Raw genomic sequence first — 26319 nt, 5'->3', positions numbered from 1 at the left:
CGCGCTGTCAGGGTATGAGGCACCGCTTGGAAGGTCAAGGATGGATCGTGTAGGCATTTTCCCAAGCTGCCTAGCAAATCACCAGTAATGCAGACCTGATCACGTAGCAATGATCAGCTACAAAAGCGATATGTAGCTAAATACATATTCCGCTAAAGAATTGGCATTTTCATGAGGTGTGATTAATCCTTGGAAGTGTAGGAGATGCATATGAGCGAACAGAAGACTCGGGATTCTGATCCCAAATCAGTGGCGCGTGACCCGCGCGAGCGTTTTGTCAGTCTGGCGAACAGCAGGGTCACAGCTGCCATCAAGCAGATTCGGTTGGTGGGCAACCTCGCAAACAAGAAAAATTACCAATACGAATCGGAGGATGCCCTGAAGATCATTCGCGCCCTTCAGCGTGAGTTGGACGAATTGAAAGAAAAGTTCAAAGGAGAAGAAAAGAGTGAATCAACCATCTTCCGTCTCTAGTGTAAATACTGCACGTTGGGGTTACATCAGACCCGGGCTGGGTCGTACCGGCCGCAGCCTTTCAGAGAACAACTTTGCCAAGGAGCGGCGGGAGTGGCTGTCCATCCTTCTGAGGGAGATCTTCCAAAACGCGCTGGACGCGCGCGACATTTCTGCAGAACGAGTTGAGGTAACGCTACGAAATCATCCAATCATCGATAACAATAGTTTCCTCAGTGAACTCCTGCCGGATGAGCACCTCAATCGGTTCAATCAGTCGGTTCCGCACCTGCAGCAGATCAATATGATGAAGGTTACCAACTGTTTGGTCGTGGAGGATTTTGGAACATCCGGACTTACGGGAAAAATTGACAATCCGGAACTTGATGGTGAAGGGCAGAACTGGAACGCATTCTGGTTCCGTGAGGGGGAGGGCGGTAAAGAACACGGTTCTGGAAACGGAGGTGCGGGGCAAGGGAAGATTACTTACTTCAGTACCAGTGGCATTAGAACGATCTTCGGTTATACCGTGCGCAACGATGGTAAGGATGAAGCGCTATTTGGTGCAAGCTCCTTCCTTCGCGATTACGACTACTGCAATCATAAATGGAAGCGGGATGCATACTGGGGAATATGGCAAGAAGAAGGGCTCGACCAGCGCGTCTTACCTGTCCAAGTAGGGCCTTCGATCGAGAGGTTTCGCGAACAGCTAGGTATTCAACGAACATCTACTCAGCCGGGCCTTTCACTGGCGATTCCTGCACCGAAGGTTGTGAAAACAGCATATGCAATTCAGATCACCATTGCCGAGTTTTTCGTTCCAATTTATCAAGGTAAGCTTGTTGTGAACATCGATGGCGTAACCATCGCTCGTGCAACGATTATCACATTAGCAGACCAGTATCTCTCGGACAAACTCGCTCGGGAACTACATACCTGCACAACCAAGGGATACCGTGACTTTCTTGTTCAGGCGATCGATAGATCGTCAAAAAATGAAGTCGTCGCCGCAAAGATTGTGGAATCTGCAAGTAAGATCACAGAGGCCAATTTTAGCTCCGATCAATTGGAGGGAATGCGATCTGCGTTCAATTCTGAAGAGTCGATTGCAGTCCGATTCCCATTGATGATCAAACCGCGAAAAGGAGGGGCTATTGAGTGCGCTTTCGATGTTCACTTGTGTCATCCCGGCGACTTGGAAATGCCGGAGCAAGCTGTGATTCGACGCGACCTGTTAATTGGTGAAGAGCCGTTAGGGGGTGGCAAGTTGCGTTTTCGAGCCCGTGGACTGACCCTCATCAACGACTTAGAACTTTCCAAGTTATTGTTAAGCGCGGAAGAGGCCACTCATCTACGATGGAACAGTAGATTGCCAAGATTGACCGAATACTATCGCTCTGGGGACACAGTCGTAGCGATCGTGCGCAACGCGATGGTTAAGCTGCTAGACGTACTCACCGAAGGCGATCAAAAGCGAGACTTTAAATTGTTGGCGAAATATTTTTCTGCTCCCGGCATTACTTCCACAGAGCGGACGAAAGGTAGGAAGTCGCCAAATGGAACTCAAACTAAGCTGCCGAATGATATTCCTTCGCCAAATCCCAAGCTCCTTGTGATCGAGCCATTGATCGAAGGTTGTAGGATTCGCCCGGCCTTTGCTGGGGTGCTTGAAAGTGCGCGCTTACCACTTACCGTGAATGTCGAATTTGCATATGAGGGGCTGGATAAAGATGCCTTCAGTGAGTACGACCCATTAGATTTTGATCTTAAGGACAAGACTTTTGCAGTGACGGGCTTTGGATACTCAATGCTTGAGACTGACTTGAATAATTTGAGTTTTTCTATTGAAAGTAGGGATTTTGATTTAGCACTGATTGGATTTGATAAAAACCTTCGACTGCGTATGCGGTTGAAATATGAGGAGGCCGTAGATGCCACGCTTATCAGCGCTCAGTAATCCAACGGGGCTTATCGACATTGAGAAGAATCGTATTACGATAATTCTTGATGAGAGTGCGAAACGCTTGGCTTTCAGTCTTGCACGCCTTGACCTTTCGGGGATTGGAATACACCCCGCAGTGAGCGTAGTTGTAATTGTGAAGCGAGGAAACTCAGAAGAGCGAGTAAGTCTTGGTGAGGTATCAGATTGGAACAAAGGGTTCGTTGTTCTCAGTGAAATAGCTGATGAAGGGACATGGTTGTTTCGAGTCTTGCTTGTCCAGCCAGTAGGGTCGTTGCTTGTTGCCGCGGCAGAAAATATTCGGCCTGATGGACATGGGGATAGCACGAGTTTCATTGCGCTTGAACCTGCGGAGCTGGGGCAGTGCCCTTGGGAAATTAATATTCTCGAAAGCGACGGAAGAGCCATCTTGCGCTTTAATAAAGATATTTATCATTCTTCAGTTGAAGCTGAAGCCGATAGATTCTTTATCGGGCTGGTTCTTCCTGAGGTGGTTCGTAAGTTAGCAGGGTGGCTTGCGAGAGATCCGGCCAAATTATCTGAGCCGACTTGGGAGGAATTCAAAACTTGGCTTCTTCTACATGGAATCACTGATGAGCCTAGCGAAGACAATGAGGAAGAGCAGGCGGATTGGAGTACACGAGTGACAGCAGCGTTTTGTAATCGCTTCAAGATAGCGACGCAATTGCTCGACGCGCGCAAGAAGGAGGAAAGTTATGAAGATTCATAATTTGACTGATAGTGGACGAAAAATCTACCGTGAATGGTTGGATCAACGCACTCCAGGTGAGTTACCGCCTAAGGAATTGTTCGATGAACCTTCAAGTACGTCGGTGGCCTTTGATGTTGAGATTGATCTTTGTAAGAAATTCAAAAATCGCTTTGAGTTCGGTAAGTACATTCATGATCTGTTGTGTGAGAACGTTGACGCAAAGTTGTTGCTCAGTAAAAAAAATGACGGTGTGTGGGAGTGGTTGACAATTGCTTATTTTTCTCAGTTTGGAAGAAAAATGAGCAAGTACTGGCACTATCGTGTCGAGAGGAAAGGTCATTCCGGGTCACTCGCGTATCGTCATCTCGCCCGGACATCATTTGAGATGTATTGGAGGCATGGTGCCGAAGCTTTAGTAATGCTTAGTGCTGAAATGCCAACTTGGGGAGATCTTTCTGAACAGCTTACGTCTCGACAGAATATTGTGTATCACCGCGCTTATATTCAAACTGCTAATGCGATGTATATGAAAGAGGGGGAACCTCTGACGGGGGCGGCAAGTCGCGTTAAGACAATGAAGAAGCGCAAGCGCGGCGATACGACGGGTAAAGGTGGTGTGGGCCGACTTGCGTTGGCAGTGAGAAGACTGAGTCGAACTTATGATACCCACATTTTGCAGCCATCGCAGATGATGGAATTGCTGCCTAGGGAGTTTGCAAACTTTATTGCTAAGACATCGCCCAAGTGATAGCCCACGGTGCTGATAACTGCTTGGGGGGTGGTTAAATATTATGGGGGCGAAAAGTTAAAGTAGTATGTCCGAAGGCTTCACGGTTTAAATAGTGGGTGTGATTGAAGTGCTTGGGTTTTCCCCTAGAAAACTGGTTTTTGAGGACAAGGCAGTTGAGCTTAAAGGCTTGGGGTAAATCTGGCGACCTGCACTTAACGCTCGGTTGGAGCGGGCTACGTACCAAGCATTCATTCTGATATCCCAGCTTCGGACGGCGCAGAATTGATGCCAGTCGAGCTCGATGATTCGATCTAATGTAAAGTCTTCATGGATTAAAACAATGAGTATGAATTCGAAGAGCTGCCGCTCGTTATTAAGTTGGTCCGGGTAAATTGTCCCGGATTTTTTCGCTCTCTGGAGTGTTTTGATCGAGTAACGGTTTCCTTCTCGGGAGATCGCATCTATATTTTTTGTGCCTCGAGGGGCGGGAACCAGCACAGGCAGGTCAGGGCGTTCTTTAAAGATGTCGATCACCAGTTTCTCACCGACTTCGCCAACACTAAAATTCAAACCACGACTTCTGGCCTCCCGGTCGATTGCTGCACGTAGTGCCAGGAGCTTTAGATCGTTAAGAATTGACAGATCTATTAAGCTTTCGTCGGATTTATTGTTCATTTTTTTCATGTGTTCTTGCGGCTCCGGTAATATCTAGCAGAGTGACTTCGTCGGAAAGCAGGAATTTCTGGCATCGTTTAATAACTTCCTCGTCGGTAATTTTAGCAGGGCCTCTGATACTGCACTCCCACACATTCACGACCCGCCATCCGAGTTTTAGCAGTGCTCCAATGACTCGCGCATCTCGGGCACGATTAGACGCAATTTTTGTGGCCCAGAATACCTGGCGGGTTACCGGGAGTTTGAACATAGGACAATTATGTCCGTGCCAGAAACAACCATGGACGAAGACTACGGCGTGGTAGCGAGGAAACACAAGGTCTGGACGCCCTGGCAATTTGCGATCATGCAATCGATATCGAAAACCTCGGGCATGCAGCCCCCTCCGGATAAGCATTTCCGGCTTAGTGTCTCGGCCACGGATCCGGCTCATATTGAGCTTTCGTTGCTCCGGGGTGAGTACATCAACCATCAAAGCTCTCCGGTAGCATCTGCGACAATGGTTTTTAAGCTGTTTCGCAGATCGTCACTACTCATTCCTGGGCGCAGGGTAATAGCACCGAAGCGAAACTTGTCCCGGTACTGAGGGTGGAAAAGCCGTCCTGGTACAGGCGTATCTTTGAAGTCGGCATTGAGGGCAGGAGTGTGCGGTGTTAGCAAATAGGCGGCTGTGACAATACCCTCAATCTCCCCGCTGTCAGCCTCTTGCACTAGTGCGTCGCGATACATGTGAATGGAATTCAACGCATCATTCAGACCGTCATTAATGCGGTACTTCGCATCCAGGACAATGACCTGCTTCCCGGGGCTGCCAAAACCGGTACCTGCAAGAACCACATCGGGCACCATGACCCGGCTGAAGCTGCCTTCGCCACTTGGTTCTAACCAATACTCACGGTACTGACGCTGGAAGCACAAGACCTTGTCAGGGCTGACTGAAACGATAACGGCACCTGCGGAAATCGTTACACCACCGGCCCCATTGGTTACGAACAGATTGCTCAGGTCTACACCGGTCGAACCGTACTCTTGAACGGCCGCGCGAAGGAGGCGTAGATAACACCATAGCTCATACAGTTCGTATGTTCTGGCCAGCGGCATTTGCAAAAAGTCGCCGAACAGAGCGGCAAGGCCCAGATTCATGTCTTGCCAGAGTCGGTAGAAGCGGTGGTAAACAGGGTCGTTGCGAAACAGCGAAGACATTTGCAGCATGGGCGGGCTGTCGGTGACTTCTGTCATAAAGCCTGAGCCGGCAGCGTCGTTGAGCTTACGTGCAATTCGCCTTGTACGAACAGCCCAACTGCCGGCTGTAGAAAGTGTATCCGAGTCGTTGCTACGACTTGTCTTGGCAAGCACATCGGCGACGCCTGACAACCAAGCTGCCCAAGACCGGAGGCATGCCTTGATCTGTCGGTGCTCCGGAATGTCTACGCTGTTGCGACGTTGGCGTATTGTGATCTGTGCTGGCAGGCGTCCGCCGAGCGCAGCAGGTAACCGGGATGGACTGTTGGTTTCCGTTCGGATAAGTCCGGACCGGAGCGACTTTATGATTTCCGGTCCTGTCGCACGCACAGCGCGATGAAAGGGTAAGGTTATCTGTTCGGCGCGAAGGAAGTGTCTAGGTGAGCGGTTGATTGCCTCAATCGTTTGCGTAATTTCCTCGGCCCGCGAGCGAAGAAATTCTAGCCGGGCCAATGGTGGTGGTTTACTACCTGACTGGCGTGCGATGCCCTTGCGAAAAGCACTAAGTGAGAAAAGTGCGAAGGTATCTTCCAAAACCTCACGCACCATAGCGTCAAAGTCATTACGAGTAAGCTTGCGAAGATCAGGATCAGTAGTGATTTCGAAGCGGCGTATTCCCGTGCCAGGGAGGCGCAGAGCTACCTCTACAGAGCCGGCGTGGAAACCAGGTGTCCATCGCCAGCGTGCAACGCGGGGCTGGCGAGAGCGCAAAGCCTCGACAGGTACATCGTCGATCAGAAGATCGGCATTTAGTGCATCGTCGCTATCGCGTAGTTCAAATAGATAAGAAGAAGCCTCCTTGATCGAACCGCTGGGAATTACTTCCTGTGTCGGCCAGACTTGCCATGTAGGCCCTCCGTTTTCGCTCTGAACGTGTAGCGTTGTCATTATCAACGCATCGCCTGGAAGGAGCCGAACTCATCTAGATCACTCAGTAGTCTACGGACATACTTCTGCGCGCTGGGGAGGCTATTGCAGACTTTGTCCAGAGCATTCAACAGTGGACGTTGGCGCTCGGAGCCACGCAGCTTGACCAGGACTTTTTGTACCAGTAATTGGTCTGTGACACTGTCAGCCGAGTTTTGCAGATGCTTGGCGTCGAAGGCGTGGTATCGCACAAACTCCTCAATCACCCGGTAACCAAACCCTAGTCCGTAGTGCTCCAAGAGCCTGTGGATTTCGGTTAGTTTCGGTTCGGATGCATCCTTCGCATTCTGCAGTTCGGGGTAGCGGTCAGTAAGTGAGGCCATGAAACCCGAGACATCCACCGCAGACATATCAATCACCGATGCCCGATCAAGTACTTTGTCACTGACAGGGTTAGTTGTCTCATCGATGTTAATTGTGCCGATGATGAAGAGGTTAGAGGGTAAGGGGATTTCCGCCCTGACACTGGCACCGGTGGTTCCCTCCAGAGGCACACCGTTTGAGTGCAGTTGCAGAGCTCCCTGGGTTTCGATGGCTGACAATATGTCAGAGAGGTAGTACTCAATCCGCGCGAGGTTCATTTCGTCGAGGATTACAAATACCGGAGAGTCCCGGTGAGCTGTCGCGACCAGAACGGCTTCCAGAAAGGTCGGCACGACGTAGCGGTTCGTTAGTACGTCGTAGTATCCCGTAAGCCCAGTAGGGTCAGTCCATTCAGGGCGTACCGGGCACTCGAAAAGCAATGGATCGGCGGTTGTATTCGAGGTCAAGCCGTGTACTGCTCGTGCATATTTCAATGCCAGTTGCGTCTTTCCTGTACCTGAAAGTCCGGAGAGGATCACGAAGTGCTTATGGTCTAGGAAGTTCAGCGCAGCATGAAACCTCCGAACCTCTCCATTTGGATAATGACCACCCAGAGTCTTGATGGCTTTCTCTATTTCTTCAATTGGAAGGGTTGGAGGCATGCGTAGCATGTCTGGACTGAGCGTCGCCGTATCAGTCCAAACGAGGAGTTCGTGAATTTTTTCCCTGCCGACCAAACTGCCTAGCCATCCGATGAATTCACGGGCAAGCAGGCTGCGCCTTGCGGACGCTGTCGGCGGATACATTGCAACAACGATCTCGTCCGGTTCTGTTGAGGGCCCGAAAGGTGAAAGATCGAAAGCTAGGCTGTCCCAGAATTTGGCATTGCGTAGCCAAAGCCGCCCATCCCTAGCCAGATAGATCGGCACTAGGTTATTCCTGGCGCTGTACTTGATAGTGGCTCCAGGGGGTTCCGACGGCGCTTCGCTATCGCCAGCAGATTCCAGCGCAAACTCCGTGTCTTCTCCGGCACTCTTTGCAACAACGCCGAGGCGTTTCATCTCGGCTAGGCGCTCAAGAAAGTTCGCTTTGTCTTTGCGAACCAGCACGGCAAAGTAAACCTCATCTTCTGGCGGGAATCGGAGAACGCAGCCAAATATCATGGCCTCGGTGTCTTCTCTGACGTTATCCAGGTTGACTACACCAAGCTGGATGCCACCCTCAACAATCTTGGCACTGTTCGAGACGCCGAACAGTTCTCGTGGGCGAACTACCTTTGATGTGCCGAATTGTTTCTGGGCGGCTTCAAGAAACTGCTGTTGCCGCTCGACGAGGCTCATCTGCCATATCCTTTTGTGTGATTGCCTGCTTAATTGTTTGCATCATATGAGTGGCCAGAGCCTTGGCCATCAGGGGCGGAACCGCATTGCCGATCTGTTTGAAGGCGGGGTTCATAGTTCCGCTGAAACGGAAACCATCCGGGAAAGACTGCAGGCGTGCAGCCTCGCGCACCGATATGGTCCGGGCTTGTTTGCTGTCGTAATGGATGTGGCTATAGCCATCTTTGCCCAGATGTGCCAGGAGTGTGCGTGCTGGCTGGTCACGCCACATCTTCCGCCATTTATTTGGAAACTTGCTTGCGTCATATGGGGGCACAATCGAATCCTTCAGAGCTTTGTACTCTGATGAATCGTCAGCGAGGTTCTCTCCGCTGGCCCGAGCCACCGCCAAGTGCTCCTGGAACATGTCCATAGCATGCGCATATGCCTCCGGATATTGATCACCTGGGTTCATACGGGCAAACAACTCATAGTCCCGTGGCAGATAGCGGATAACATGATCCACCAGCCCGTTTTGGGGAGCTTCGTGGCCTGGCCATGTGCGTATCAGCTCTGCATATGCAGAAGGCTTTCTGCGGCTGTAGCTGACCGGATTGTCAAAGCGGCGCGCACCACGGGTGATTTTCCCGGCAGCAAGCAGCTCACGAGCATTGATTGCTGGAAGATCGCCTAGTGCGTCTTCGGCAGTTACTGCGGGCGGGAGGTCAGGGGTTGCCGCGGGCGGTTCTATATAAGAGTGAGCCTGATCGGTCAAATTGCGCAATGACTTGAGCGCGACGGAGCGAGAGCCCTCATATCCAGGCGGCAATATCAGCCAGTTGCTGGGAGAGGGGAACGAAACGCTTGCCCCCAGCTCTCGTCGGTATGCAATCAGGAACATCCGTTCCCGCATCTGCGGGACGCCATAAAACGCAGCGTTGAGCAAGGTATAGCCGCATATGTAGCCTTTGGCTTCCAGGACCTCGCAGGTTTCTTCGGCAATGTTTTGGCCGCCATGGTTCAGAATGTCGGGTACATTCTCCATAAGCACGGCAAGTGGCTGGAACGCGTCTACATACTCCAGATACTTCTTGTAGAGCTGCGCACGCGGATCATGCATGAACGCTTCGGGATGCTCCTCAATCTCGCGGAGTTTGGACCTGCCCACGCGAGCAAATGCTTGGCAGGGAGGGCCACCCACTACTATGTCGAAGGCATCTGCAACATTACCTAAATTAAGCTTGAGGCACAGATCAGCCGGAGAGGTCTTTGTAATGTCAATCGGCTGGCTGTGGGCCTCGGCGCCGTCATGGAAGTTCAGGCCATGCGATCTGGCCGCATCGGGATCAAATTCAACGGAGCCCCGCATCTCGAAGCCTGCGGACTCGAAGCCTAGTGAGATTCCGCCACAGCCGGAAAATAGATCCAGTACGCGGGGCTTCGCAGAAGTTTGGAGGCGCGCTAGCTTACGAAGAAAGACATCTTTACTCATGAATCAGATCCTTGTCGCGAAGACAGGCGAAGAGGCAGTTCCAGCTGGCCCTGGTGTTCGTCCAGGAAGCGCTGCACCGCCATGCGGATGACCCAGGCGGACGAAACGTGATTTGCGTCGGCAAGAGCTTGCACTTGGAAGTGGACGTCCTCGGGCAACATGACTGAAGTCCTGACGGTCTTTCGATCAGGAGCGATGGGGGAGCGAGCCATAAGCTTGGGACCAGTGGTAATAGTGGTGCCATTGTGCACCATAATGCATACCCTTGCACCAGCCCCTGACCGGCTGTTTCATGAGGTAACCCCGACGCAACCCTAACTGCTTAGCACCAAAGTGTTTCTTTTTCAGCGTGACCAAAAAAGGCCCGGAACGCGCTACGCGTTCCAGGCCTTTTTTTTGGCTTAGTGGATACTGAGTTTAAAAATCAATCCCAGCTCAACGCCCCACCAGTCTGATACTCAATAACTCTCGTCTCAAAGAAATTCTTCTCTTTCTTCAAGTCCATAATCTCGCTCATCCAAGGGAACGGGTTAGTCGTCCCTGGATACTCTTCCTTCAACCCAATCTGCGACAAACGACGGTTAGCGATGAACTTCAGGTAGTCCTCCATCATCGCCGCATTCATGCCCAACACCCCACGAGGCATGGTGTCACGCGCATATTCGATCTCCAGCTGAGTCCCCTGCAGAATCATCTGCGAAGCCTCTTCCTTCATTTCAGCATCCCACAAGTGCGGGTTTTCGATTTTGATCTGGTTGATCACGTCGATGCCGAAGTTCAGGTGCATGGATTCGTCGCGCAGGATGTATTGGAACTGCTCGGCGACGCCGGTCATTTTGTTGCGGCGGCCCATGGAGAGGATTTGGGTGAAGCCGCAGTAGAAGAAGATGCCTTCCAGAACGCAGTAGTAGGCGATCAGGTTGCGCAGCAGTTCTTTGTCGGTTTCGACGGTGCCGGTTTCGAACTTCGGATCGGAGATCGAACGGGTGTACTTCAGGCCCCAGGTGGCTTTTTTCGCGACCGATGGGATCTCGTGGTACATGTTGAAGATCTCGCCTTCATCCATGGCCAGCGATTCGATGCAGTACTGGTAGGCGTGGGTGTGGATCGCTTCTTCGAAAGCCTGGCGCAGGATGTACTGGCGGCATTCCGGGTTGGTGATCAGGCGGTACACGGCCAGGACCAGGTTGTTGGCAACCAGGGAGTCGGCGGTGGAGAAGAAGCCGAGGTTGCGCATGACGATGCGGCGTTCGTCGTCGGTCAGGCCTTCCGGGTCTTTCCAGAGGGCGATGTCGGCGGTCATGTTGACTTCTTGCGGCATCCAGTGGTTTGCGCAACCGTCCAGATACTTTTGCCAGGCCCAGTCGTACTTGAAAGGTACGAGTTGGTTGAGGTCGGCGCGGCAGTTGATCATGCGCTTTTCGTCAACGGCGACACGGGCGGAGGCGCCTTCGAGTTCGGCGAGGCCTTCGGCGATGTCGAGGTTGTCGAGGGCAGCCTTGGCGCGAGCGATGGCGGCGGAGTCGGACGCGGTTACAGCGCGAGCTTCTTGAGCGGCAACACCACCGGCGGTGTCGAGGCGGTCCATGTTGGCTTCAGTCGCGTGGCCGGCGTTGGCGCCTTTTACCACGGTCTCGCCGCTGTCTTCTTTGTCGAATTCGTCCCAGCTCAGCATGACGTGTCGTCTCCTGCGTGAGGGCCAGATGCCCGTGTGAAAACTGATTGGTTGGTTTTTCACACGACCGGTCTGGCCGCGTTTGATAGCGTTTTTTGCAGCGGTACACGCAGGCAAATAAACATAATTTTGTACGGGGTTCCGAGAGCCGCTGATGGCGCTGCAGTCGTTGACGACGTCGGCCTGGGCTTCGGACTGGCTGTCATCCCTGTAAGGGAATATTGCAGGCCCGTTTAAGCCGGCATTATAGGGAAATTTTTGCGGCCGTGGTGGGGCGAATCCGCGCATGGAGCGGTCGAGAAGGAGGGTTTTTCGGTCGGAGCGAGGGTTTACAGGGCTTTGGCTGGAGATCGCGGGTGCAGATTTTTTTTCTTAAATTTTGACGTGCTACTTTTTTGTTCAAAAAATAGACAAAAAATCGGGTTTTTCACTACATCTTGTGTTTTGAGTCGGTTTTCGCTGGCCTCAGACACAACTAAGCCCGACCGAAGTCGGGCTGTCAGTCACGCTCGATGATCAGCTCAGGCGAGCAGCACCGACGTGGTCTGCGCCATCGGCGGCGAGTTTGCCTGCACCGACGTGATCGGCACCATCGGCAGCGACTTTGGCGGCGCCGGTGTGATCAAAACCATCGGAAGCGAGTTTGCCTGCACCAACGTGATCGGCACCATCGGCGGCGACTTTGGCCGAACCGGTGTGGTCGTAGCCGTCAGAAGCGAGAGCGGCTTCGCTGGTGAAAGTGGCAGAACCTGTGCGGTCGTAACCGTCGGCGGCGAAGGTGTTGGCGGCCAGTACAGACAGGGTCAGGGCGAGGATCAGTTTGGTTTTCATGGTCGTTGCTCCAGGTTCGTTGGCGTTGTGTGCCTTGGTGTGGAATTCATACTACGCCGATGGATTCGATTAAAAAGCGCAAATAAATGCTTAAAGTTATCGTATAAATCGATCTATACGGTTCGGCGCTTTGACTGCCTGGAACATTGCGTCGACTGCTTTCGCCAGCAAGCTGGCTCCTACAGGTCGGTGTGATGATCGGGCATTGGGTCGAACCGTTTAGGGGGAGTGCGGGTGATCAGCCGTTGGAGCAGCCGTTACCCATGATGCTGTAGCGCAGAATGTGGCGTTGGCCTTTGGAGTCGTCGTATTCCATTTTCATGGGGACAACTTCGCACACATTGGGGATTTCACTCATGGAGACAACTTTGGCGATATCGAGGTGAGTGGAGTAAGTGTATTCCTCGATGGCCGGTTGTTGCTGTGCGACATCAGTCGGGACCTCGTCTGCCATGGCGGTTGCGCACAGGCTGGAGAGGGCCAGAACTAATAAAGCTTTCATTTCGGTTTTACCTTTTAGAGGTCGAGTGGGGTCACGCAACCTTTTTGGGGTTGCGTGTGGAACTTGGTTACCGGGTTTTTGATTAACTGCCTTCGTGGGGGCTGCAACTTGGTTAATCAGGGTTTGCCTTGTTGGCGAGGTGGATTTTAGGCGTGGGGGTGGCATTCATATAGGTGGGGTTTTGATAAACACCTTTGACAGATTTCGTAACAATCACCGGATAACGTTGTTGGGGAATCGATCATTCCTTGTAGGAGCCAGCTTGCTGGCGATAAACCCGAGAGCGCTTCGGGGTGTCAGGATTGGCGCGTTATCGTTGACGACCATCGCCGGCAAGCCGGCTCCTACAGGGTGTTGCGTACATCTGTGCGGGGTTATCACGATAATTTGTAGGGGCTTGTTACTACCATCGTCGAATGGTTCTATAGGCCCGGCCCGGGCTACAACAGGGCCATACAAAAACAACTATTCCACCGAGGTAAGAAAGATGAGTGCGGCTTCTCTGTATCCCGTTCGTCCCGAGGTAGCAGCCAACACGCTGACCGACGAGGCAACCTACAAAGCCATGTACCAGCAGTCGGTCGTCAACCCTGACGGTTTCTGGCGCGAGCAAGCCAAGCGCCTCGACTGGATCAAGCCTTTCACCACGGTGAAGCAGACGTCCTTCGACGATCACCATGTCGACATCAAATGGTTCGCCGATGGCACCCTGAACGTTTCCTACAACTGCCTCGACCGTCATCTGGCCGAGCGCGGCGATCAAGTCGCGATCATTTGGGAAGGGGACGATCCTTCCGAAAGCCGCAACATCACCTACCGCGAGTTGCACGAACAAGTCTGCAAGTTCGCCAACGCCTTGCGCGGCCAGGATGTGCACCGCGGCGACGTGGTGACTATCTATATGCCGATGATTCCCGAAGCCGTGGTCGCCATGCTGGCCTGCACCCGGATCGGCGCGATTCACTCGGTGGTGTTCGGCGGTTTCTCGCCGGAAGCCCTGGCCGGTCGCATCATCGACTGCCGCTCGAAAGTGGTGATCACTGCGGACGAAGGCATTCGTGCCGGCAAGAAAATCCCGCTCAAGTCCAACGTCGACGACGCGCTGACCAACCCGGAAACCAGCAGCATCCAGAAAGTCATCGTGTGCAAGCGCACCGGTGGCGACATCAAGTGGAACCAGCATCGCGACATCTGGTTTGAAGACCTGATGAAAGTGGCGGGCAGTGTCTGCGCGCCGAAAGAGATGGGCGCCGAAGAAGCGCTGTTCATCCTTTACACCTCCGGCTCCACCGGCAAGCCGAAGGGCGTGCAACACACCACTGGCGGCTACTTGCTGTACGCGGCCATGACCCATGAGCGCGTGTTCGACTACCGCCCGGGCGAAATCTACTGGTGCACAGCCGACGTCGGCTGGGTCACCGGCCACAGTTATATCGTCTACGGCCCGCTGGCCAACGGCGCGACCACGCTGCTGTTCGAAGGCGTGCCGAACTACCCGGACATCACCCGGGTGGCGAAGATCGTCGACAAGCACAAGGTCAACATCCTCTACACCGCGCCGACCGCGATCCGCGCGATGATGGCGTCGGGCAAGGCCGCTGTTGAAGGTGCTGACGGCAGCAGCTTGCGTCTGCTGGGTTCGGTCGGTGAGCCGATCAACCCGGAAGCGTGGGACTGGTACTACAAAAACGTCGGCCAATCCCGTTGCCCGATCGTCGATACCTGGTGGCAGACCGAAACCGGCGGCAACATGATGAGCCCGTTGCCAGGCGCTCATGCGCTGAAGCCAGGCTCGGCGGCACGTCCGTTCTTCGGCGTGGTACCGGCGTTGGTGGACAACCTGGGCAACATCATCGAAGGCGTCGCCGAGGGCAACCTGGTGATTCTCGATTCGTGGCCAGGCCAGGCGCGCACGCTGTATGGCGACCATGACCGTTTCGTCGACACCTACTTCAAGACCTTCCGCGGCATGTACTTCACCGGTGACGGTGCGCGTCGTGACGAGGACGGTTACTACTGGATCACCGGCCGTGTGGACGACGTGCTCAACGTGTCTGGTCACCGCATGGGTACCGCCGAGATCGAGAGCGCGATGGTTGCGCACCCGAAAGTCGCTGAAGCCGCCGTGGTCGGTGTGCCGCACGACATCAAGGGGCAGGGCATTTATGTCTACGTCACGTTGATCGCTGGCGAAGAGACGAGCGAGCAATTGCGTCTGGAGCTGAAGAACTGGGTGCGTAAAGAGATTGGCCCGATTGCTTCGCCGGATGTGATCCAGTGGGCGCCGGGGCTGCCGAAGACGCGTTCGGGCAAGATCATGCGCCGGATTCTGCGCAAGATTGCGACCGCTGAATATGATGGGTTGGGGGATATTTCGACCCTGGCGGATCCGGGTGTGGTGCAGCATTTGATTGATACGCACAAGACGATGAATGTTGCGTAAGTAGCGTTTGGCGTCATTGGAGCCCTGCCAGGTGTTGAGTCTGGTGGGGCTTTTTATTGCCTGAAGGTTTTGTGTTGGCTGGGCTGGCCCCTTCGCGAGCAAGCCTCGCTCCTACAGGGGTTGAGGTGTACCTGAATCCTGTAGGAGCGAGGCTTGCCCGCGAAGGCAATCTATCAGGCACCGAATAAACACCAGCCAATAATTATCGGCTTCCCCCGTAGTCCATTTCCCACTGTTACCCGCCACCCTTCAAGTAACTGAATGTGTAACCGCCCGCGCCGATGCGGGGCATTGCGAAACGCCATAACCCCGCATCCGTGCATTTCAACCCCGCAAAAAAATAAGAACCCACGCTGCGCTTGCCGGATTAGAAGGCTTTGCGAATAATAGGCCCGCAATTTGCAATATAGATCGGTTCACTGTCTTTTGCTCTTGCATGAAATTGCAAGGCTGTCAACGTGCCTAAACGGCTTTCTCGGTGCTTCTGTAATTTGTTGTCGCATTGAAGAAATATCGGCTTCGGGCCTGTCGTTAGAATGCCGATCACTCGCTCGTCGTTGCTCGCGTTGAAAACAACGCCGGTTTCCCAGGACGCAGCAACCGCTTTCCGGTTTTACTCATTCGCATAATGGGCTGTTGCTCACTCTGCCGTTTTAGCCCTTTACCGATGGAGTCCCAAGATGAAGAAACTCGTGCTGCTTGGCGCCCTGGCACTGTCCGTGCTGTCCCTGCCAACTTTCGCCGATGAAAAGCCTCTGAAAATTGGCATCGAAGCGGCTTACCCTCCGTTTGCTTCCAAAGCACCGGACGGCAGCATCGTTGGTTTCGACTACGACATCGGCAACGCACTGTGCGAAGAAATGAAGGTCAAGTGCGTCTGGGTCGAGCAAGAGTTCGACGGTCTGATCCCGGCACTCAAAGTGCGCAAAATCGACGCCATCCTGTCGTCCATGTCGATCACTGAAGACCGCAAGAAGTCCGTGGACTTCACCAACAAGTACTACAACACTCCGGCTCGCCTGGTCATGAAGGCCGGCACTCAAGTCAGCGAAGGCCTGACCGAGCTGAAGGGCAAGAACATCGGCGTGCAGCGTGGTTCGATCCACGAGCGTTTCGCCCGCGAAGTCCTGGCCCCGCTGGGTGCCGAGGTCAAGCCGTACGGTTCGCAGAACGAAATTTACCTCGACGTCGCTGCCGGTCGCCTCGACGGCACCGTGGCAGACGCTACGCTGCTGAATGACGGTTTCCTGAAAACCGACGCCGGCAAAGGTTTTGCTTTCGTGGGCCCGGCCTTCACCGACGTCAAATACTTCGGCGACGGCGTAGGTATTGCTGTTCGCAAGGGTGATGCGCTGAAAGACAAGGTCAACACCGCGATCACTGCCATTCGCGAGAACGGCAAGTACAAGCAGATCCAGGACAAGTACTTCGACTTCGATATCTACGGCAAGTAACACGTCCCGGCGACAAGTCCGAATGGCGCAAGCAGCAGAATCTCTGAGGTTTGCGCCATTTTTTCATCCCAACTTTCGAGGATCTGAATCATGTTGAAAGGCTACGGGGCTGTCATCCTCGATGGCGCATGGCTGACGCTTCAGCTCGCCTTGTCGTCCATGGCCCTGGCCATCGTCCTGGGGCTGATCGGCGTTGCGCTGCGTCTGTCGCCGGTGCGTTGGCTGGCCTGGCTGGGCGATCTGTATTCCACGGTGATCCGCGGGATTCCCGATCTGGTGCTGATCCTGCTGATTTTCTACGGCGGTCAGGACCTGCTCAACCGCGTCGCACCGATGCTCGGCTATGACGATTACATCGACCTGAACCCGTTGGCCGCCGGTATCGGCACCCTGGGTTTCATCTTCGGTGCGTACCTGTCGGAAACCTTCCGTGGCGCCTTCATGGCGATTCCGAAGGGTCAGGCCGAAGCCGGTATGGCGTACGGCATGAGCAGTTTTCAGGTGTTCTTCCGGGTGTTGGTGCCGCAGATGATTCGCCTGGCGATTCCGGGTTTCACCAACAACTGGCTGGTACTGACCAAGGCTACCGCGCTGATTTCGGTGGTGGGTCTGCAAGACATGATGTTCAAGGCCAAGCAGGCGGCAGATGCCACCCGCGAGCCTTTCACCTTCTTCCTCGCAGTGGCCGCGATGTACCTGGTGATCACCAGTGTCTCGTTGCTGGCATTGCGTCACCTTGAGAAGCGCTACTCGGTAGGCGTAAGGGCGGCTGATCTATGATCTTCGACTACAACGTCATTTGGGAGGCCCTGCCGCTGTACCTCGGCGGCCTGGTGACCACCCTCAAATTGCTCGCACTGTCGCTGTTTTTCGGTCTGCTGGCGGCCTTGCCGCTGGGGCTGATGCGCGTCTCGAAGAACGCGGCCGTCAACATGACTGCCTGGCTCTTCACCTACGTGATCCGCGGCACGCCGATGCTGGTGCAGCTGTTTTTGATCTACTACGGTCTGGCGCAATTCCAGGCGGTGCGGGAAAGCTTCCTGTGGCCGTGGCTGTCCAGCGCGACGTTCTGTGCGTGCCTGGCCTTCGCGATCAACACCAGCGCCTACACCGCAGAAATCATCGCCGGCAGCCTGCGCGCTACGCCGAACGGTGAGATCGAAGCAGCCAAGGCCATGGGCATGTCGCGCTTCAAGATGTACAAGCGGATTCTGCTGCCATCGGCCCTGCGCCGGGCGCTGCCGCAATACAGCAACGAAGTGATCATGATGCTGCAGACCACCAGTCTGGCGTCCATCGTGACCCTGATCGACATCACCGGTGCCGCGCGCACGGTCAACGCTCAGTTCTACTTGCCGTTCGAAGCGTACATCACTGCGGGTGTGTTCTACCTGTGCCTGACCTTCATTCTGGTGAAACTGTTCAAACTGGCCGAGCGTCGCTGGCTGGGCTACCTGGCCCCGCGGAAGCACTGATATGGAACGCATCGATCATTCATTGCCGTGGAGCCACCTGGGCAGCGAACGCCAGATTTCGGTGTTCCGCTTTGGTAGCGGCGAGCGCAAGGCCTACATCCAGGCCAGCCTGCACGCCGATGAATTGCCGGGCATGCGCACGGCCTGGGAGCTGAAAAAGCGCCTGACCGAACTCGAAGCCCAAGGCCTGCTCAACGGTGTGGTCGAACTGGTGCCGGTAGCCAACCCGCTGGGCCTCGGTCAGCTGTTGCAAGGCAGTCATCAAGGGCGTTTCGAAGCGGGCAGCGGCAAGAACTTCAACCGCGATTTCGTCGAGCTGAGCGCGCCAGTGGCCGCCCAACTCGAAGGGCATCTGGGTGACGATCCGCACGCCAACATCCGCTTGATCCGTCAGGCCATGAGCGATCACCTGGCGGCATTGCCGGAGGCGAGCAGCCAGTTGCAAGGCATGCAGCGCGTGTTGCTCAGCCATGCCTGCACTGCCGACGTCGTGCTGGATTTGCACTGCGATGCCGAAGCCGCGCTGCACATGTACGCGTTGCCGCAACACTGGCCGCAATGGCGTTCGCTCGCCGCGCACCTGAATGTGAAAGTGGGCCTGCTGGCGGAAGATTCCGGCGGCAGCTCCTTCGACGAAGCCTGCTCGCTGCCATGGTTGCGTCTGTCCCGTCAGTTTCCTGAAGCGCAGATTCCACTGGCGTGCCTGGCGACTACTATTGAATTAGGGGGGCAGGCCGATACCGCTCGCGCTGACGCCGAGGCTTATGCCGAAGGCATTCTTGCGTTCCTCGCCGAGCAAGGCTTGATCAGCGGCGAATGGCCGAAACCTGCGCAGGACGCGTGTGAAGGCATGCCGTTCGAAGGCACCGAATTGCTGTTCGCGCCGCATCCGGGCGTGATCAGTTTTCTGCGTAAACCCGGTGAGTGGATCGAAGCCGGCGACGAGATTTTTGAAGTGATCGATCCGTTATCGGATCGGGTCAGCACGGTGTGTGCTGGTACGTCCGGGGTGCTGTTTGCCATTGAACGGCTGCGTTATGCCCAACCCGGTTTCTGGCTGGCCAAGGTGGCGGGGCGCGAAGCGCTGCGTCACGGGCGCTTGCTCAACGACTGACTGACTGTTTTTGTGAGAACCGACCGCATGTACAAACTTGAAGTCCAAGACCTGCATAAACGCTATGGCAGTCACGAAGTGCTCAAGGGCGTGTCCCTGAAAGCGGCGGCTGGCGATGTGATCAGCATCATCGGCTCCAGTGGCTCCGGCAAAAGTACCTTCCTGCGCTGCATCAACCTGCTGGAGCAGCCGCACGCGGGCAAGATCCTGCTCAACAACGAAGAGCTGAAACTGGTTGCCAACAAGGACGGCGCGCTGAAAGCCGCTGACCCGAAACAGTTGCAACGCATGCGTTCGCGTCTGTCGATGGTGTTCCAGCATTTCAACCTGTGGTCGCACATGACCGCGATGGAAAACATCATGGAAGCGCCGGTCCACGTGCTCGGCATGTCCAAGGCCGAAGCCCGCGAGAAAGCCGAGCACTACCTGAACAAGGTCGGTGTGGCACATCGTAAAGACGCTTACCCTGGCCACATGTCCGGTGGCGAGCAGCAGCGCGTGGCGATTGCCCGTGCACTGGCGATGGAACCTGAGGTGATGCTGTTCGACGAACCGACCTCGGCCCTCGACCCGGAGCTGGTCGGCGACGTGCTGAAGGTGATGCAGGCCCTGGCCCAGGAAGGCCGGACCATGGTGGTGGTGACCCACGAAATGGGCTTCGCCCGTGAAGTGTCGAACCAGCTGGTGTTCCTGCACAAAGGTGTCGTCGAAGAAAGCGGCAACCCGCGTGAGGTACTGGTCAATCCACAGTCCGAACGTCTGCAACAATTCCTCTCGGGCAGCCTGAAATAATCAAGACTGCCGTTGTGCACCGGGATAGTGCATGCTTCGCAATTTAGAGGCCGGCCCCGATCCCCTGTAGGAGCGAGGCTTGCCCGCGAAAGCGGTGGCTCAGACAGCAATGATGTTGACTGATACACCGCTTTCGCGGGCAAGCCTCGCTCCTACAAGGGATCGCTGTTGGTTTGAGATTTGCGTTCATTTACGGGCTAGCATTGGCCCATGCCTTCATCACTGTTTCGTTTCGGATTGCCCGCCATGACTGCCCATCGAATTGGTTTCCTGATTTGGCCCAGCACTAAAGCACTGACGCTTGCGCTGGCTGAGGAGGCCTTGCGTGTTGCCCAGCGTGTGCATCCGGACGTGGTCTACGAACTGTCGTTCCTGCAGGCCGAACCGTCGACCGAAGGCGCCTGGCAATTGCCGGGTGAACCCTGGGCCGGCAAGCTCGAAAACCTGCAGAAACTGTTCCTGCTCGCCGATGAGCCGCCGACCACCCTCGCGCCGGCGCTCAGCAGTGCGCTGAAACAACTGGTGCGTGCCGGTTGCGTGATCGGTGGTTTGTCCGCCGGTGTTTATCCGTTGGCGCAACTCGGTTTGCTCGACGGTTATCGCGCTGCCGTGCACTGGCGCTGGCAGGACGATTTCGCCGAGCGTTTCCCGAAAGTCATCGCCACCAGTCATCTGTTCGACTGGGATCGCGATCGCCTGACGGCGTGCGGTGGCCTGTCGGTACTCGACTTGTTGCTGGCAGTGCTGGCCCGTGATCACGGCGCCGAACTCGCTGGCGCCGTATCCGAAGAGCTGGTGGTCGAGCGCATCCGCGAAGGCGGCGAGCGCCAACGCATTCCGCTGCAGAACCGCCTCGGTTCCAGTCATCCGAAGCTCACCCAGGCGGTGTTGCTGATGGAAGCCAACATCGAAGAGCCGCTGACCACCGACGAAATCGCCCAGCACGTGTGCGTGTCCCGTCGGCAGTTGGAGCGGATCTTCAAGCAATACCTCAACCGCGTGCCGAGCCAGTACTACCTGGAACTGCGCCTGAACAAGGCCCGGCAGATGTTGATGCAAACCAGCAAGTCGATCATCCAGATCGGCCTGTCGTGCGGCTTCTCCTCGGGGCCACATTTCTCCAGCGCCTACCGCAACTTCTTCGGCGCCACGCCGCGGGAAGATCGCAACCAGCGGCGCAGCAGCAGCCCGTTCGAGTTGTCGTCAGTGCCGTCCGAGCGCGGCTGATCTATTCGTCGATCTCGGAACCCTCAGAGGTGGATACGTTCATTTCACCTCGATTGATCACCTCTTCCACGCCAAAGTCGGCACGTGTGCGTTCGAAGTAACTGATCAGCCGCAACAGGCTTTCCTCCGTAAACGGATTGCCCCTCAGCGTAATGTTCTCAGCCACTTCCACGGGCAACTCCAACAGGTCGCTGGGCATGTTGGTGATTGCATTGCCGCTCAAGTCTGCCCAGTCCAGTTCGGCCAGTTGTAGCAGGCCATCGGGTATGTCGGTGATGCCGGTGTCGTTGAGCAGAATGGTTGCCAGGTCCGGCATCTGACTCAGGTCGGGTGTCAGCCCCAAGGGGTTGAGGCCCAGATCGAGGTATTCGAGCTGTTCCATTCCCGCCAATGCGCCGACCGACTGCACGGACAGGCCGACGCGGCAGTTGGGAATCGACAGTGACCTGAGTTGCCCCATCTTGAACACTGCATTGGGAATGTCACCGAGGTTGCAGTCGCGCAGCCTCAGGCTTCTCAGGTTCGGGAAGGATTCCAGAAAACGCCCGATACGCGTCACGCCATCGACACTTTGCAGCTCCAGCGCCGAGACATGGCTGAAGTCAGCGCTGAGGGTCGGCAGTTCCCCGGTGATGACCGGGCGGATGGAGAGTTCATACGACGGCTCAAGCGACTCATTGAAATCATCCAGGTCTGCGTCATGCTGCCAGCAACGTTGCAGTGCCTCTTTGAATTCATCGCGATTGGCGTGTTCGACAAACTGTTGCATGTCACTGAAGGGTTCACCCGTTAGCGGATGGTGCGGTGGCAGATCGGCTGTCCATGTCGTCAGATCGTTGCTCAATTGAGCCAGTTCTTCCTCCAGTTGGGTCAACGCTGCTCGGCCCTCTTCCAGTGTGCCGGGCAGTTCGTAGACGAAATCGCTGGCCTGCTCGACTTCCATGTTCGGGTAGAGCGCCCTGGCTCGTTCGATATCCGCCTCGGGGGCATAGACGCCCAGATCGTATGAGGTTTCGAGGTAGTGCAGCTTGACGAGTTGCCGAGCGCTGTCGACGAGCGGGTTGTCCGACAGGTGCACGCCGCGCTTGTCGTAGACCACGCTGTCGAACACCCCTTCGGGCAGCTCGGTGATCCGGTTATTGATCAGCATGAGCGTATCGAGTCTGGGGTGCGTGATAGCGCTGACGGGGATTTCAGTCAGCCCGGTTGCGCTCAGGTCCAGGTGCACGAGTTCGGTAAATGCGCCTACATCGGGAGCCACGTCAATCGGATTACGGAACAGGTCCAGCATCACCAGTTTGTTCAATGAGGACAGTTTCGACCACGCGTCGGCATCAATCCTGATCGCGCATTCGTTCAGCACCAATGTGTCGAGGTTGGTCATCCGTGGGATGGCGTCGGGCAGGGTGGTCAGGGAGAAGCGCCGCAAGTCGAGGCGACGAAGGTCGCTGAAATTTTGCAGGAAACCGTGAACACCTTGTTCCGCGTGACTGCCTTCGAGGGCGACCAGCGATACGTGACTGAAGTCCGCCGTCAGCACCGGCAGCTCACCCAGAATCGGCTCGGCAAACCGCAATACATAGCGGTCACTGTGCTCTGTCGATTCGAGGTCCCGTTGCGTTTGCCGACGCCAGCTCTGCTGGATTTCCTGTGCCAGCAACCGGCGGTTGTGCTGCTGGGCCTGTTGTTCCAGCTCGCTCAATGGCTGTCCGGTTTCGGGGTGGGCGGTGGGGGCTTCCTTTATCCAGGTATCCAGGTCTTCATGCAGCCGTTCGAGTTCATTACTCAGGCGTGAAAGCTCCACGCGAGCGCCATCGGGGTGGCTTTGCAGGCGGGCGACGACGGCGCGTAGTTCATCCTGGGGCAGGCCTGGATACACCTCGCGAACCCTGTCATCCAGTGTGGGGATGGGACGACCTGTTCGCTTGTAACCCTCCGATCCGCCGGGCAGGCGCATGGTCGCCGGGTCATAGAAGGGTTTTCGGTTGGGATGCTTCACCAGTAGCGTGCGCAACGCGGGTTTGTTCTGCGCATGCTCGGCAATGCGTTGTTTGAGTAGCTGACCGTCTTCGGCGGAAAGACCCAATGCCGTGCGCTCAGCGTCGGGCAGTGCCTGCAGGATGGCCTGATAAAAGTCGCCCGGCAGAGCCGTGTTTTCATGGACCCGATACGTGCCGTCCTCGGCGTGCACCAATGTCTTGAGGAGCGGTGCGTCGGGCTGGCCAATGCTGTCGCGCAATGTCCCCTCAGGGGAGAACTCCCTGACTTCGATGCGCAGGCGAGCAGGCCAGCCAGGCAATGTTTCAAGGCTGTGCAGGGCCAGGCGATGAGTGTCCGCCGTTTCCATGCCCTCCAGATAAAACCCCTCATAGGCTCTGGCGACACGCACCGCGTCCATGGCTTTCAGCGCTACATCCTTGAGGCGCTGGGGCAAGCGGCCGCTGTGCATTTGCTTCAGTTCGGTGCCGCTTGCGTTGCTCACCAGTTCTTGTGCGATGTCCGTGGGCAGTCCCTGTACTTCGCCTTGCAGTAGCAGAACGTGGCGATCGGCGGTTTTTTCAAGTTCACGGTAGCGAGACTGGAACAGCGATCTGCGCTGGTTCAGCGCCTGATAGCGGTCGGGATGGTCACTGCCGGTCTGCTCGACCAGCGCCTGAATGTCGCGGTCGATCTTGAAGCGCTTGATCGTGTCGGTCAGCAGCGAAGGTGGGCGCTGATTCTCGACATGGATCTCGCGCAACACGTTGTCGTGAAAACCGCTGATCTGCAGGAGTTGCTCACGCTCGGCAGTATTGAACGACTCGACGCTCTGGCCGAGGCGGCGCAGCACGGTTTCCCTGTCCCACGTCAGCGGTCGCTCCAGTATGGTCTGCCAGGCACCGTGGTTGTTGTGTCGCAGAGCCGGCTGATAGGCGTCGGCCCGGCGCGGGTGCTGAATCTGAAAACGGCCAGTCTTGCTGTTCGGTGTTACCGAGTAGACCTTGCCTTCAATGCGCACCAGCGTTTTGCCCTCATGCTGATACAAACCAAGAGGGTCGGGGCTGGCAGCGTCCGGCAGATCAACGGACTGTTCGTAAGGCGCGAGATCCGGTTTCCAGTATCGGGTTTTGCCTGTGGCTGTCTTGATGGGTTTGAGCGGGGAAATCAGCGTCACCGCCTCGCGAGACATAAGGCCATTGAACGCACCGGCCGCCATGACGCCGCCCACCGCGAACGTCCCGAGTTCAACCACCGTTTCGGCGATCGTCATCAAGTGTCCGAACGCTTCGGTTTTCAGGCCTTCAGCCCAGTCGATGATGCCTTCGAACGTGTCGTCGAGCACTTGGTAGGCCATGTAGGCGAGCATCAATTCGCCCAGGAACGGAACAAAAGGCAGGGCCACGAACGACGCCACTTCAAGGATCTTTTTGGCGACATTGCTGAAGGCGTCCCACGCCGCCCATCGCGCCGCTCGGTCGGCACTGGCGGTAGAGACCGCAAGGGTGCGTGCATCATTGAGCAGTTTGTTCAATTGCTGCTGGTAGAGGTGAGTCCACAGATCGTTTCTGATCGGGTTCACCGAGAACTGCAGGTTGGGCTTGTCGATGGGGGTGTCGCGCCAGCTCGGCAGCGGATCGCCGCGCAGGTGTTCATGCCAGGTCACGGCGTGGAGGCGACTGTTGAGGTCGGCGAAAAAGTGGCCTCGTTCCTGATGATCGATGAACCGGCTGAAGAACGTCTGATAAGCAGGCGAACGCAGTTTGCGGGTCAGCTCGGTCATGAACGCCAGGGTGTCGGGGTATTGTTTGAACGGGTGTTCCGGGTCGTCGGGGATGTAGACGATGATCCTCGACCTCTGGGCGGTGAGGTCAAGTCGCGGCGCGAAAATGACGATGCCGGTCAGCAATGAAGACATCAGGCTCAGGTCGTGACAGTGCAGTCGCCAGTTGTCCAGCCCCACGTTTTCGCGGCTCTCGATCATGTCGAGAATCGATTGCCCTGCATCCAGCGGCAGGTCGCCACGGACCTGGGCCAGATGCAGGGCTGATAGCAGGGCGGCCTTGTGCGTCTTGATCACGCTCGACTTCAACACGGCAGCGGCGACCGGGTTGGTAAACCCCAGGTTTTCCTTGAGGTGGGCCTCGTATCGAGCGCCGATATCCAGTTCCCTGCACAACCGGGTGAAGTGCTGAATGGAGAGTTGGCGCTTGATCGCCGGCAATGTATCGAATTGCCCGGTGGACGAGGGTTCGGTGATGAACGTCGAGGCAGATTCATAAGCCTGCGCTTCGGTTTCCGAATCCTGAAAGTTGTGCAGGGCGGCGTCGAGCAGCGAGACCGTCCAGGTGCGCGCGGCACCGGTCTTGATCGGGAACCACGGAACGGTCTGCGGGATGTACAGGCGCAGGAAGGTCGTCTTGACGTCCAGTTCCAGGCCGTACCGGGTTTTCAATGCGTCACGCAGAAGCGGTTCGGCAAAGTCCCGGGCGTTCTGCAGTTTATCCAGCATGGATTCCAGGTGGTTACGCTGGGCCAGATAGTGCGTGCTGGCCGCTTTCAATGATTGGTGCTGCTGGCGGGTTGCCCGGGCGTGCCATTCAGGGAGGTCCAGCCGCGCGCTTTTCAGCGCAGTGCGCGTAGCGGGCGATGCTGTTAATAGCCAGTCGGGCAGATTGTGGAACGCATGCTGGAAATGCGCGTCTGGCTGAGCCGTAAGCTCGGGGTCATGCTGAATCATGGCGCTAGTCCGTTAGCGTTTGGATGGAACCCAAGGAAAACAAACGATGAAGCACGGTGTGCGGTACATATTTACCGCACCGTTCGACAAGCCTGCCTATAACCTGTGCCGCCGGTTTAAACTGCGCCTTTGCGACGCTATATGTCGCATTGCCGTAAACCCGGCTGAAACCGGGGTTTGCGCTATAAGAAGTTGTCGCTTGGCGGCAAGGCCGGGCTGAAAACTGTCCTTACAATCCCCCCATCGCTCGCCAGTTTCCGGCGAGTGTTCCTCTTC

General features: G+C 55.9%; 21 protein-coding genes. 11 read left to right on the top strand and 10 right to left on the bottom strand.

Going from position 1 to position 26319, the window contains the following annotated elements:
- Nucleotides 1–210 precede the first annotated feature (210 nt).
- The 4 genes from IB246_RS11415 to IB246_RS11400 are packed head-to-tail and all read left to right on the top strand — an operon-like array spanning nucleotide 211 to nucleotide 3873.
- Nucleotides 211–474 carry a hypothetical protein gene (locus tag IB246_RS11415; protein WP_008038488.1) on the top strand — a complete coding sequence of 88 codons (264 nt, stop codon included), beginning with the start codon at nucleotides 211–213 and terminating at the stop codon, nucleotides 472–474.
- Nucleotides 449–2410 carry a hypothetical protein gene (locus IB246_RS11410; RefSeq protein ID WP_008038487.1) on the top strand — a complete coding sequence of 654 codons (1962 nt, stop codon included), beginning with the start codon at nucleotides 449–451 and terminating at the stop codon, nucleotides 2408–2410. Before IB246_RS11415 ends, IB246_RS11410 begins: the two co-directional genes overlap by 26 nt.
- The gene (locus tag IB246_RS11405; protein ID WP_008038485.1) at nucleotides 2385–3143 is read left to right on the top strand and encodes a hypothetical protein; all 759 of its coding nucleotides are present in this window, start codon (nucleotides 2385–2387) and stop codon (nucleotides 3141–3143) included. The genes IB246_RS11410 and IB246_RS11405 overlap by 26 nt, the downstream gene beginning before the upstream one ends.
- Complete coding sequence (locus IB246_RS11400; RefSeq protein ID WP_008038484.1) at nucleotides 3130–3873, top strand: hypothetical protein; 744 nt, start codon at nucleotides 3130–3132, stop codon at nucleotides 3871–3873. Before IB246_RS11405 ends, IB246_RS11400 begins: the two co-directional genes overlap by 14 nt.
- An 87-nt stretch (nucleotides 3874–3960) precedes the next feature.
- Here the strand turns inward: IB246_RS11400 and IB246_RS11395 are convergent, their stop codons facing one another.
- The 9 genes from IB246_RS11395 to IB246_RS11360 all read right to left on the bottom strand — a co-directional run bounded on the left by IB246_RS11395 (nucleotide 3961) and on the right by IB246_RS11360 (nucleotide 12821).
- On the bottom strand, nucleotides 3961–4539 hold the full coding sequence (locus IB246_RS11395; protein WP_008038483.1) for a hypothetical protein: 579 nt from the start codon (nucleotides 4537–4539) through the stop codon (nucleotides 3961–3963).
- Nucleotides 4520–5002 carry a very short patch repair endonuclease gene (locus tag IB246_RS11390; RefSeq protein ID WP_081500191.1) on the bottom strand — a complete coding sequence of 161 codons (483 nt, stop codon included), beginning with the start codon at nucleotides 5000–5002 and terminating at the stop codon, nucleotides 4520–4522. Before IB246_RS11390 ends, IB246_RS11395 begins: the two co-directional genes overlap by 20 nt.
- Nucleotides 5002–6660, bottom strand: coding sequence for a DUF2357 domain-containing protein (locus IB246_RS11385; protein WP_032832450.1), 1659 nt, complete (start codon nucleotides 6658–6660; stop codon nucleotides 5002–5004). The genes IB246_RS11390 and IB246_RS11385 overlap by 1 nt, the downstream gene beginning before the upstream one ends.
- A gap of 2 nt (nucleotides 6661–6662) precedes the next feature.
- Nucleotides 6663–8342 carry an McrB family protein gene (locus IB246_RS11380; RefSeq protein WP_008038481.1) on the bottom strand — a complete coding sequence of 560 codons (1680 nt, stop codon included), beginning with the start codon at nucleotides 8340–8342 and terminating at the stop codon, nucleotides 6663–6665.
- Entirely contained in the window at nucleotides 8308–9813 is a 1506-nt protein-coding gene (locus IB246_RS11375) for a DNA cytosine methyltransferase (protein WP_008038480.1), read from the bottom strand. The genes IB246_RS11380 and IB246_RS11375 overlap by 35 nt, the downstream gene beginning before the upstream one ends.
- Nucleotides 9810–9974, bottom strand: a complete 165-nt coding sequence (locus IB246_RS29045; RefSeq protein WP_008038478.1) for a hypothetical protein — start codon at nucleotides 9972–9974, stop codon at nucleotides 9810–9812. The genes IB246_RS11375 and IB246_RS29045 overlap by 4 nt, the downstream gene beginning before the upstream one ends.
- 263 nt (nucleotides 9975–10237) lie before the next feature.
- The gene (locus IB246_RS11370) at nucleotides 10238–11488 is read right to left on the bottom strand and encodes a ribonucleotide-diphosphate reductase subunit beta (RefSeq protein ID WP_008034875.1); all 1251 of its coding nucleotides are present in this window, start codon (nucleotides 11486–11488) and stop codon (nucleotides 10238–10240) included.
- 516 nt (nucleotides 11489–12004) lie between these two features.
- Entirely contained in the window at nucleotides 12005–12319 is a 315-nt protein-coding gene (locus IB246_RS11365; protein WP_008038476.1) for a hypothetical protein, read from the bottom strand.
- Nucleotides 12320–12557: 238 nt separating this feature from the next.
- Nucleotides 12558–12821: a DUF2790 domain-containing protein gene (locus tag IB246_RS11360; protein WP_008038474.1), complete on the bottom strand. Its 264-nt coding sequence runs from the start codon at nucleotides 12819–12821 to the stop codon at nucleotides 12558–12560.
- Between the two features lie 487 nt (nucleotides 12822–13308).
- Here IB246_RS11360 and acs point away from each other — a divergent pair, with 487 nt between their 5' ends.
- The 7 genes from acs to argR all read left to right on the top strand — a co-directional run bounded on the left by acs (nucleotide 13309) and on the right by argR (nucleotide 21326).
- Nucleotides 13309–15264, top strand: a complete 1956-nt coding sequence (gene acs, locus IB246_RS11355; protein WP_008034880.1) for an acetate--CoA ligase — start codon at nucleotides 13309–13311, stop codon at nucleotides 15262–15264.
- A gap of 680 nt (nucleotides 15265–15944) precedes the next feature.
- Complete coding sequence (locus tag IB246_RS11350) at nucleotides 15945–16718, top strand: ABC transporter substrate-binding protein (protein WP_008034882.1); 774 nt, start codon at nucleotides 15945–15947, stop codon at nucleotides 16716–16718.
- A 90-nt stretch (nucleotides 16719–16808) separates the two neighbouring features.
- A complete protein-coding gene (locus IB246_RS11345; RefSeq protein ID WP_007951063.1) occupies nucleotides 16809–17498 on the top strand; it encodes an ABC transporter permease in 690 nt (229 codons plus the stop codon).
- The gene (locus IB246_RS11340) at nucleotides 17495–18193 is read left to right on the top strand and encodes an ABC transporter permease (protein WP_008034884.1); all 699 of its coding nucleotides are present in this window, start codon (nucleotides 17495–17497) and stop codon (nucleotides 18191–18193) included. Before IB246_RS11345 ends, IB246_RS11340 begins: the two co-directional genes overlap by 4 nt.
- A gap of 1 nt (nucleotide 18194) precedes the next feature.
- Entirely contained in the window at nucleotides 18195–19307 is a 1113-nt protein-coding gene (locus IB246_RS11335) for a M14 family metallopeptidase (RefSeq protein ID WP_008038470.1), read from the top strand.
- Between the two features lie 27 nt (nucleotides 19308–19334).
- Nucleotides 19335–20099, top strand: coding sequence for an ABC transporter ATP-binding protein (locus IB246_RS11330; RefSeq protein ID WP_008034888.1), 765 nt, complete (start codon nucleotides 19335–19337; stop codon nucleotides 20097–20099).
- Nucleotides 20100–20345: 246 nt separating this feature from the next.
- Nucleotides 20346–21326, top strand: coding sequence for a transcriptional regulator ArgR (gene argR, locus IB246_RS11325; protein ID WP_008033121.1), 981 nt, complete (start codon nucleotides 20346–20348; stop codon nucleotides 21324–21326).
- A 1-nt stretch (nucleotide 21327) separates the two neighbouring features.
- Here the strand turns inward: argR and IB246_RS11320 are convergent, their stop codons facing one another.
- Nucleotides 21328–26043: a dermonecrotic toxin domain-containing protein gene (locus IB246_RS11320; RefSeq protein ID WP_008038468.1), complete on the bottom strand. Its 4716-nt coding sequence runs from the start codon at nucleotides 26041–26043 to the stop codon at nucleotides 21328–21330.
- Nucleotides 26044–26319 lie beyond the last annotated feature (276 nt).

The sequence above is a fragment of the Pseudomonas sp. PDM01 genome, assembly GCF_014852325.1.
Lineage (GTDB): Bacteria > Pseudomonadota > Gammaproteobacteria > Pseudomonadales > Pseudomonadaceae > Aquipseudomonas > Aquipseudomonas migulae.
Note: the sequence above shows the minus strand (reverse complement) of the source record. Positions and strands in the feature narration are given on the sequence as shown.

Bases quoted from the DNA above. Each gene is read 5' to 3' on its own strand.
- IB246_RS11335 (WP_008038470.1), top strand. From the start codon at position 18,195: ATGGAACGCATCGATCATTCATTGCCGTGGAGCCACCTGGGCAGCGAA.
- IB246_RS11320 (WP_008038468.1), bottom strand. From the start codon at position 26,043: ATGATTCAGCATGACCCCGAGCTTACGGCTCAGCCAGACGCGCATTTC.
- IB246_RS11400 (WP_008038484.1), top strand. From the start codon at position 3,130: ATGAAGATTCATAATTTGACTGATAGTGGACGAAAAATCTACCGTGAA.
- IB246_RS11385 (WP_032832450.1), bottom strand. From the start codon at position 6,660: ATGACAACGCTACACGTTCAGAGCGAAAACGGAGGGCCTACATGGCAA.
- IB246_RS11390 (WP_081500191.1), bottom strand. From the start codon at position 5,002: ATGGTTGATGTACTCACCCCGGAGCAACGAAAGCTCAATATGAGCCGG.
- IB246_RS11365 (WP_008038476.1), bottom strand. From the start codon at position 12,319: ATGAAAACCAAACTGATCCTCGCCCTGACCCTGTCTGTACTGGCCGCC.
- IB246_RS11330 (WP_008034888.1), top strand. From the start codon at position 19,335: ATGTACAAACTTGAAGTCCAAGACCTGCATAAACGCTATGGCAGTCAC.
- argR (WP_008033121.1), top strand. From the start codon at position 20,346: ATGACTGCCCATCGAATTGGTTTCCTGATTTGGCCCAGCACTAAAGCA.
- IB246_RS11350 (WP_008034882.1), top strand. From the start codon at position 15,945: ATGAAGAAACTCGTGCTGCTTGGCGCCCTGGCACTGTCCGTGCTGTCC.
- IB246_RS11360 (WP_008038474.1), bottom strand. From the start codon at position 12,821: ATGAAAGCTTTATTAGTTCTGGCCCTCTCCAGCCTGTGCGCAACCGCC.
- IB246_RS11375 (WP_008038480.1), bottom strand. From the start codon at position 9,813: ATGAGTAAAGATGTCTTTCTTCGTAAGCTAGCGCGCCTCCAAACTTCT.
- IB246_RS11370 (WP_008034875.1), bottom strand. From the start codon at position 11,488: ATGCTGAGCTGGGACGAATTCGACAAAGAAGACAGCGGCGAGACCGTG.
- IB246_RS11415 (WP_008038488.1), top strand. From the start codon at position 211: ATGAGCGAACAGAAGACTCGGGATTCTGATCCCAAATCAGTGGCGCGT.
- IB246_RS11405 (WP_008038485.1), top strand. From the start codon at position 2,385: ATGCCACGCTTATCAGCGCTCAGTAATCCAACGGGGCTTATCGACATT.
- IB246_RS11345 (WP_007951063.1), top strand. From the start codon at position 16,809: ATGTTGAAAGGCTACGGGGCTGTCATCCTCGATGGCGCATGGCTGACG.
- acs (WP_008034880.1), top strand. From the start codon at position 13,309: ATGAGTGCGGCTTCTCTGTATCCCGTTCGTCCCGAGGTAGCAGCCAAC.
- IB246_RS11380 (WP_008038481.1), bottom strand. From the start codon at position 8,342: ATGAGCCTCGTCGAGCGGCAACAGCAGTTTCTTGAAGCCGCCCAGAAA.
- IB246_RS11340 (WP_008034884.1), top strand. From the start codon at position 17,495: ATGATCTTCGACTACAACGTCATTTGGGAGGCCCTGCCGCTGTACCTC.
- IB246_RS29045 (WP_008038478.1), bottom strand. From the start codon at position 9,974: ATGTTGCCCGAGGACGTCCACTTCCAAGTGCAAGCTCTTGCCGACGCA.
- IB246_RS11395 (WP_008038483.1), bottom strand. From the start codon at position 4,539: ATGAAAAAAATGAACAATAAATCCGACGAAAGCTTAATAGATCTGTCA.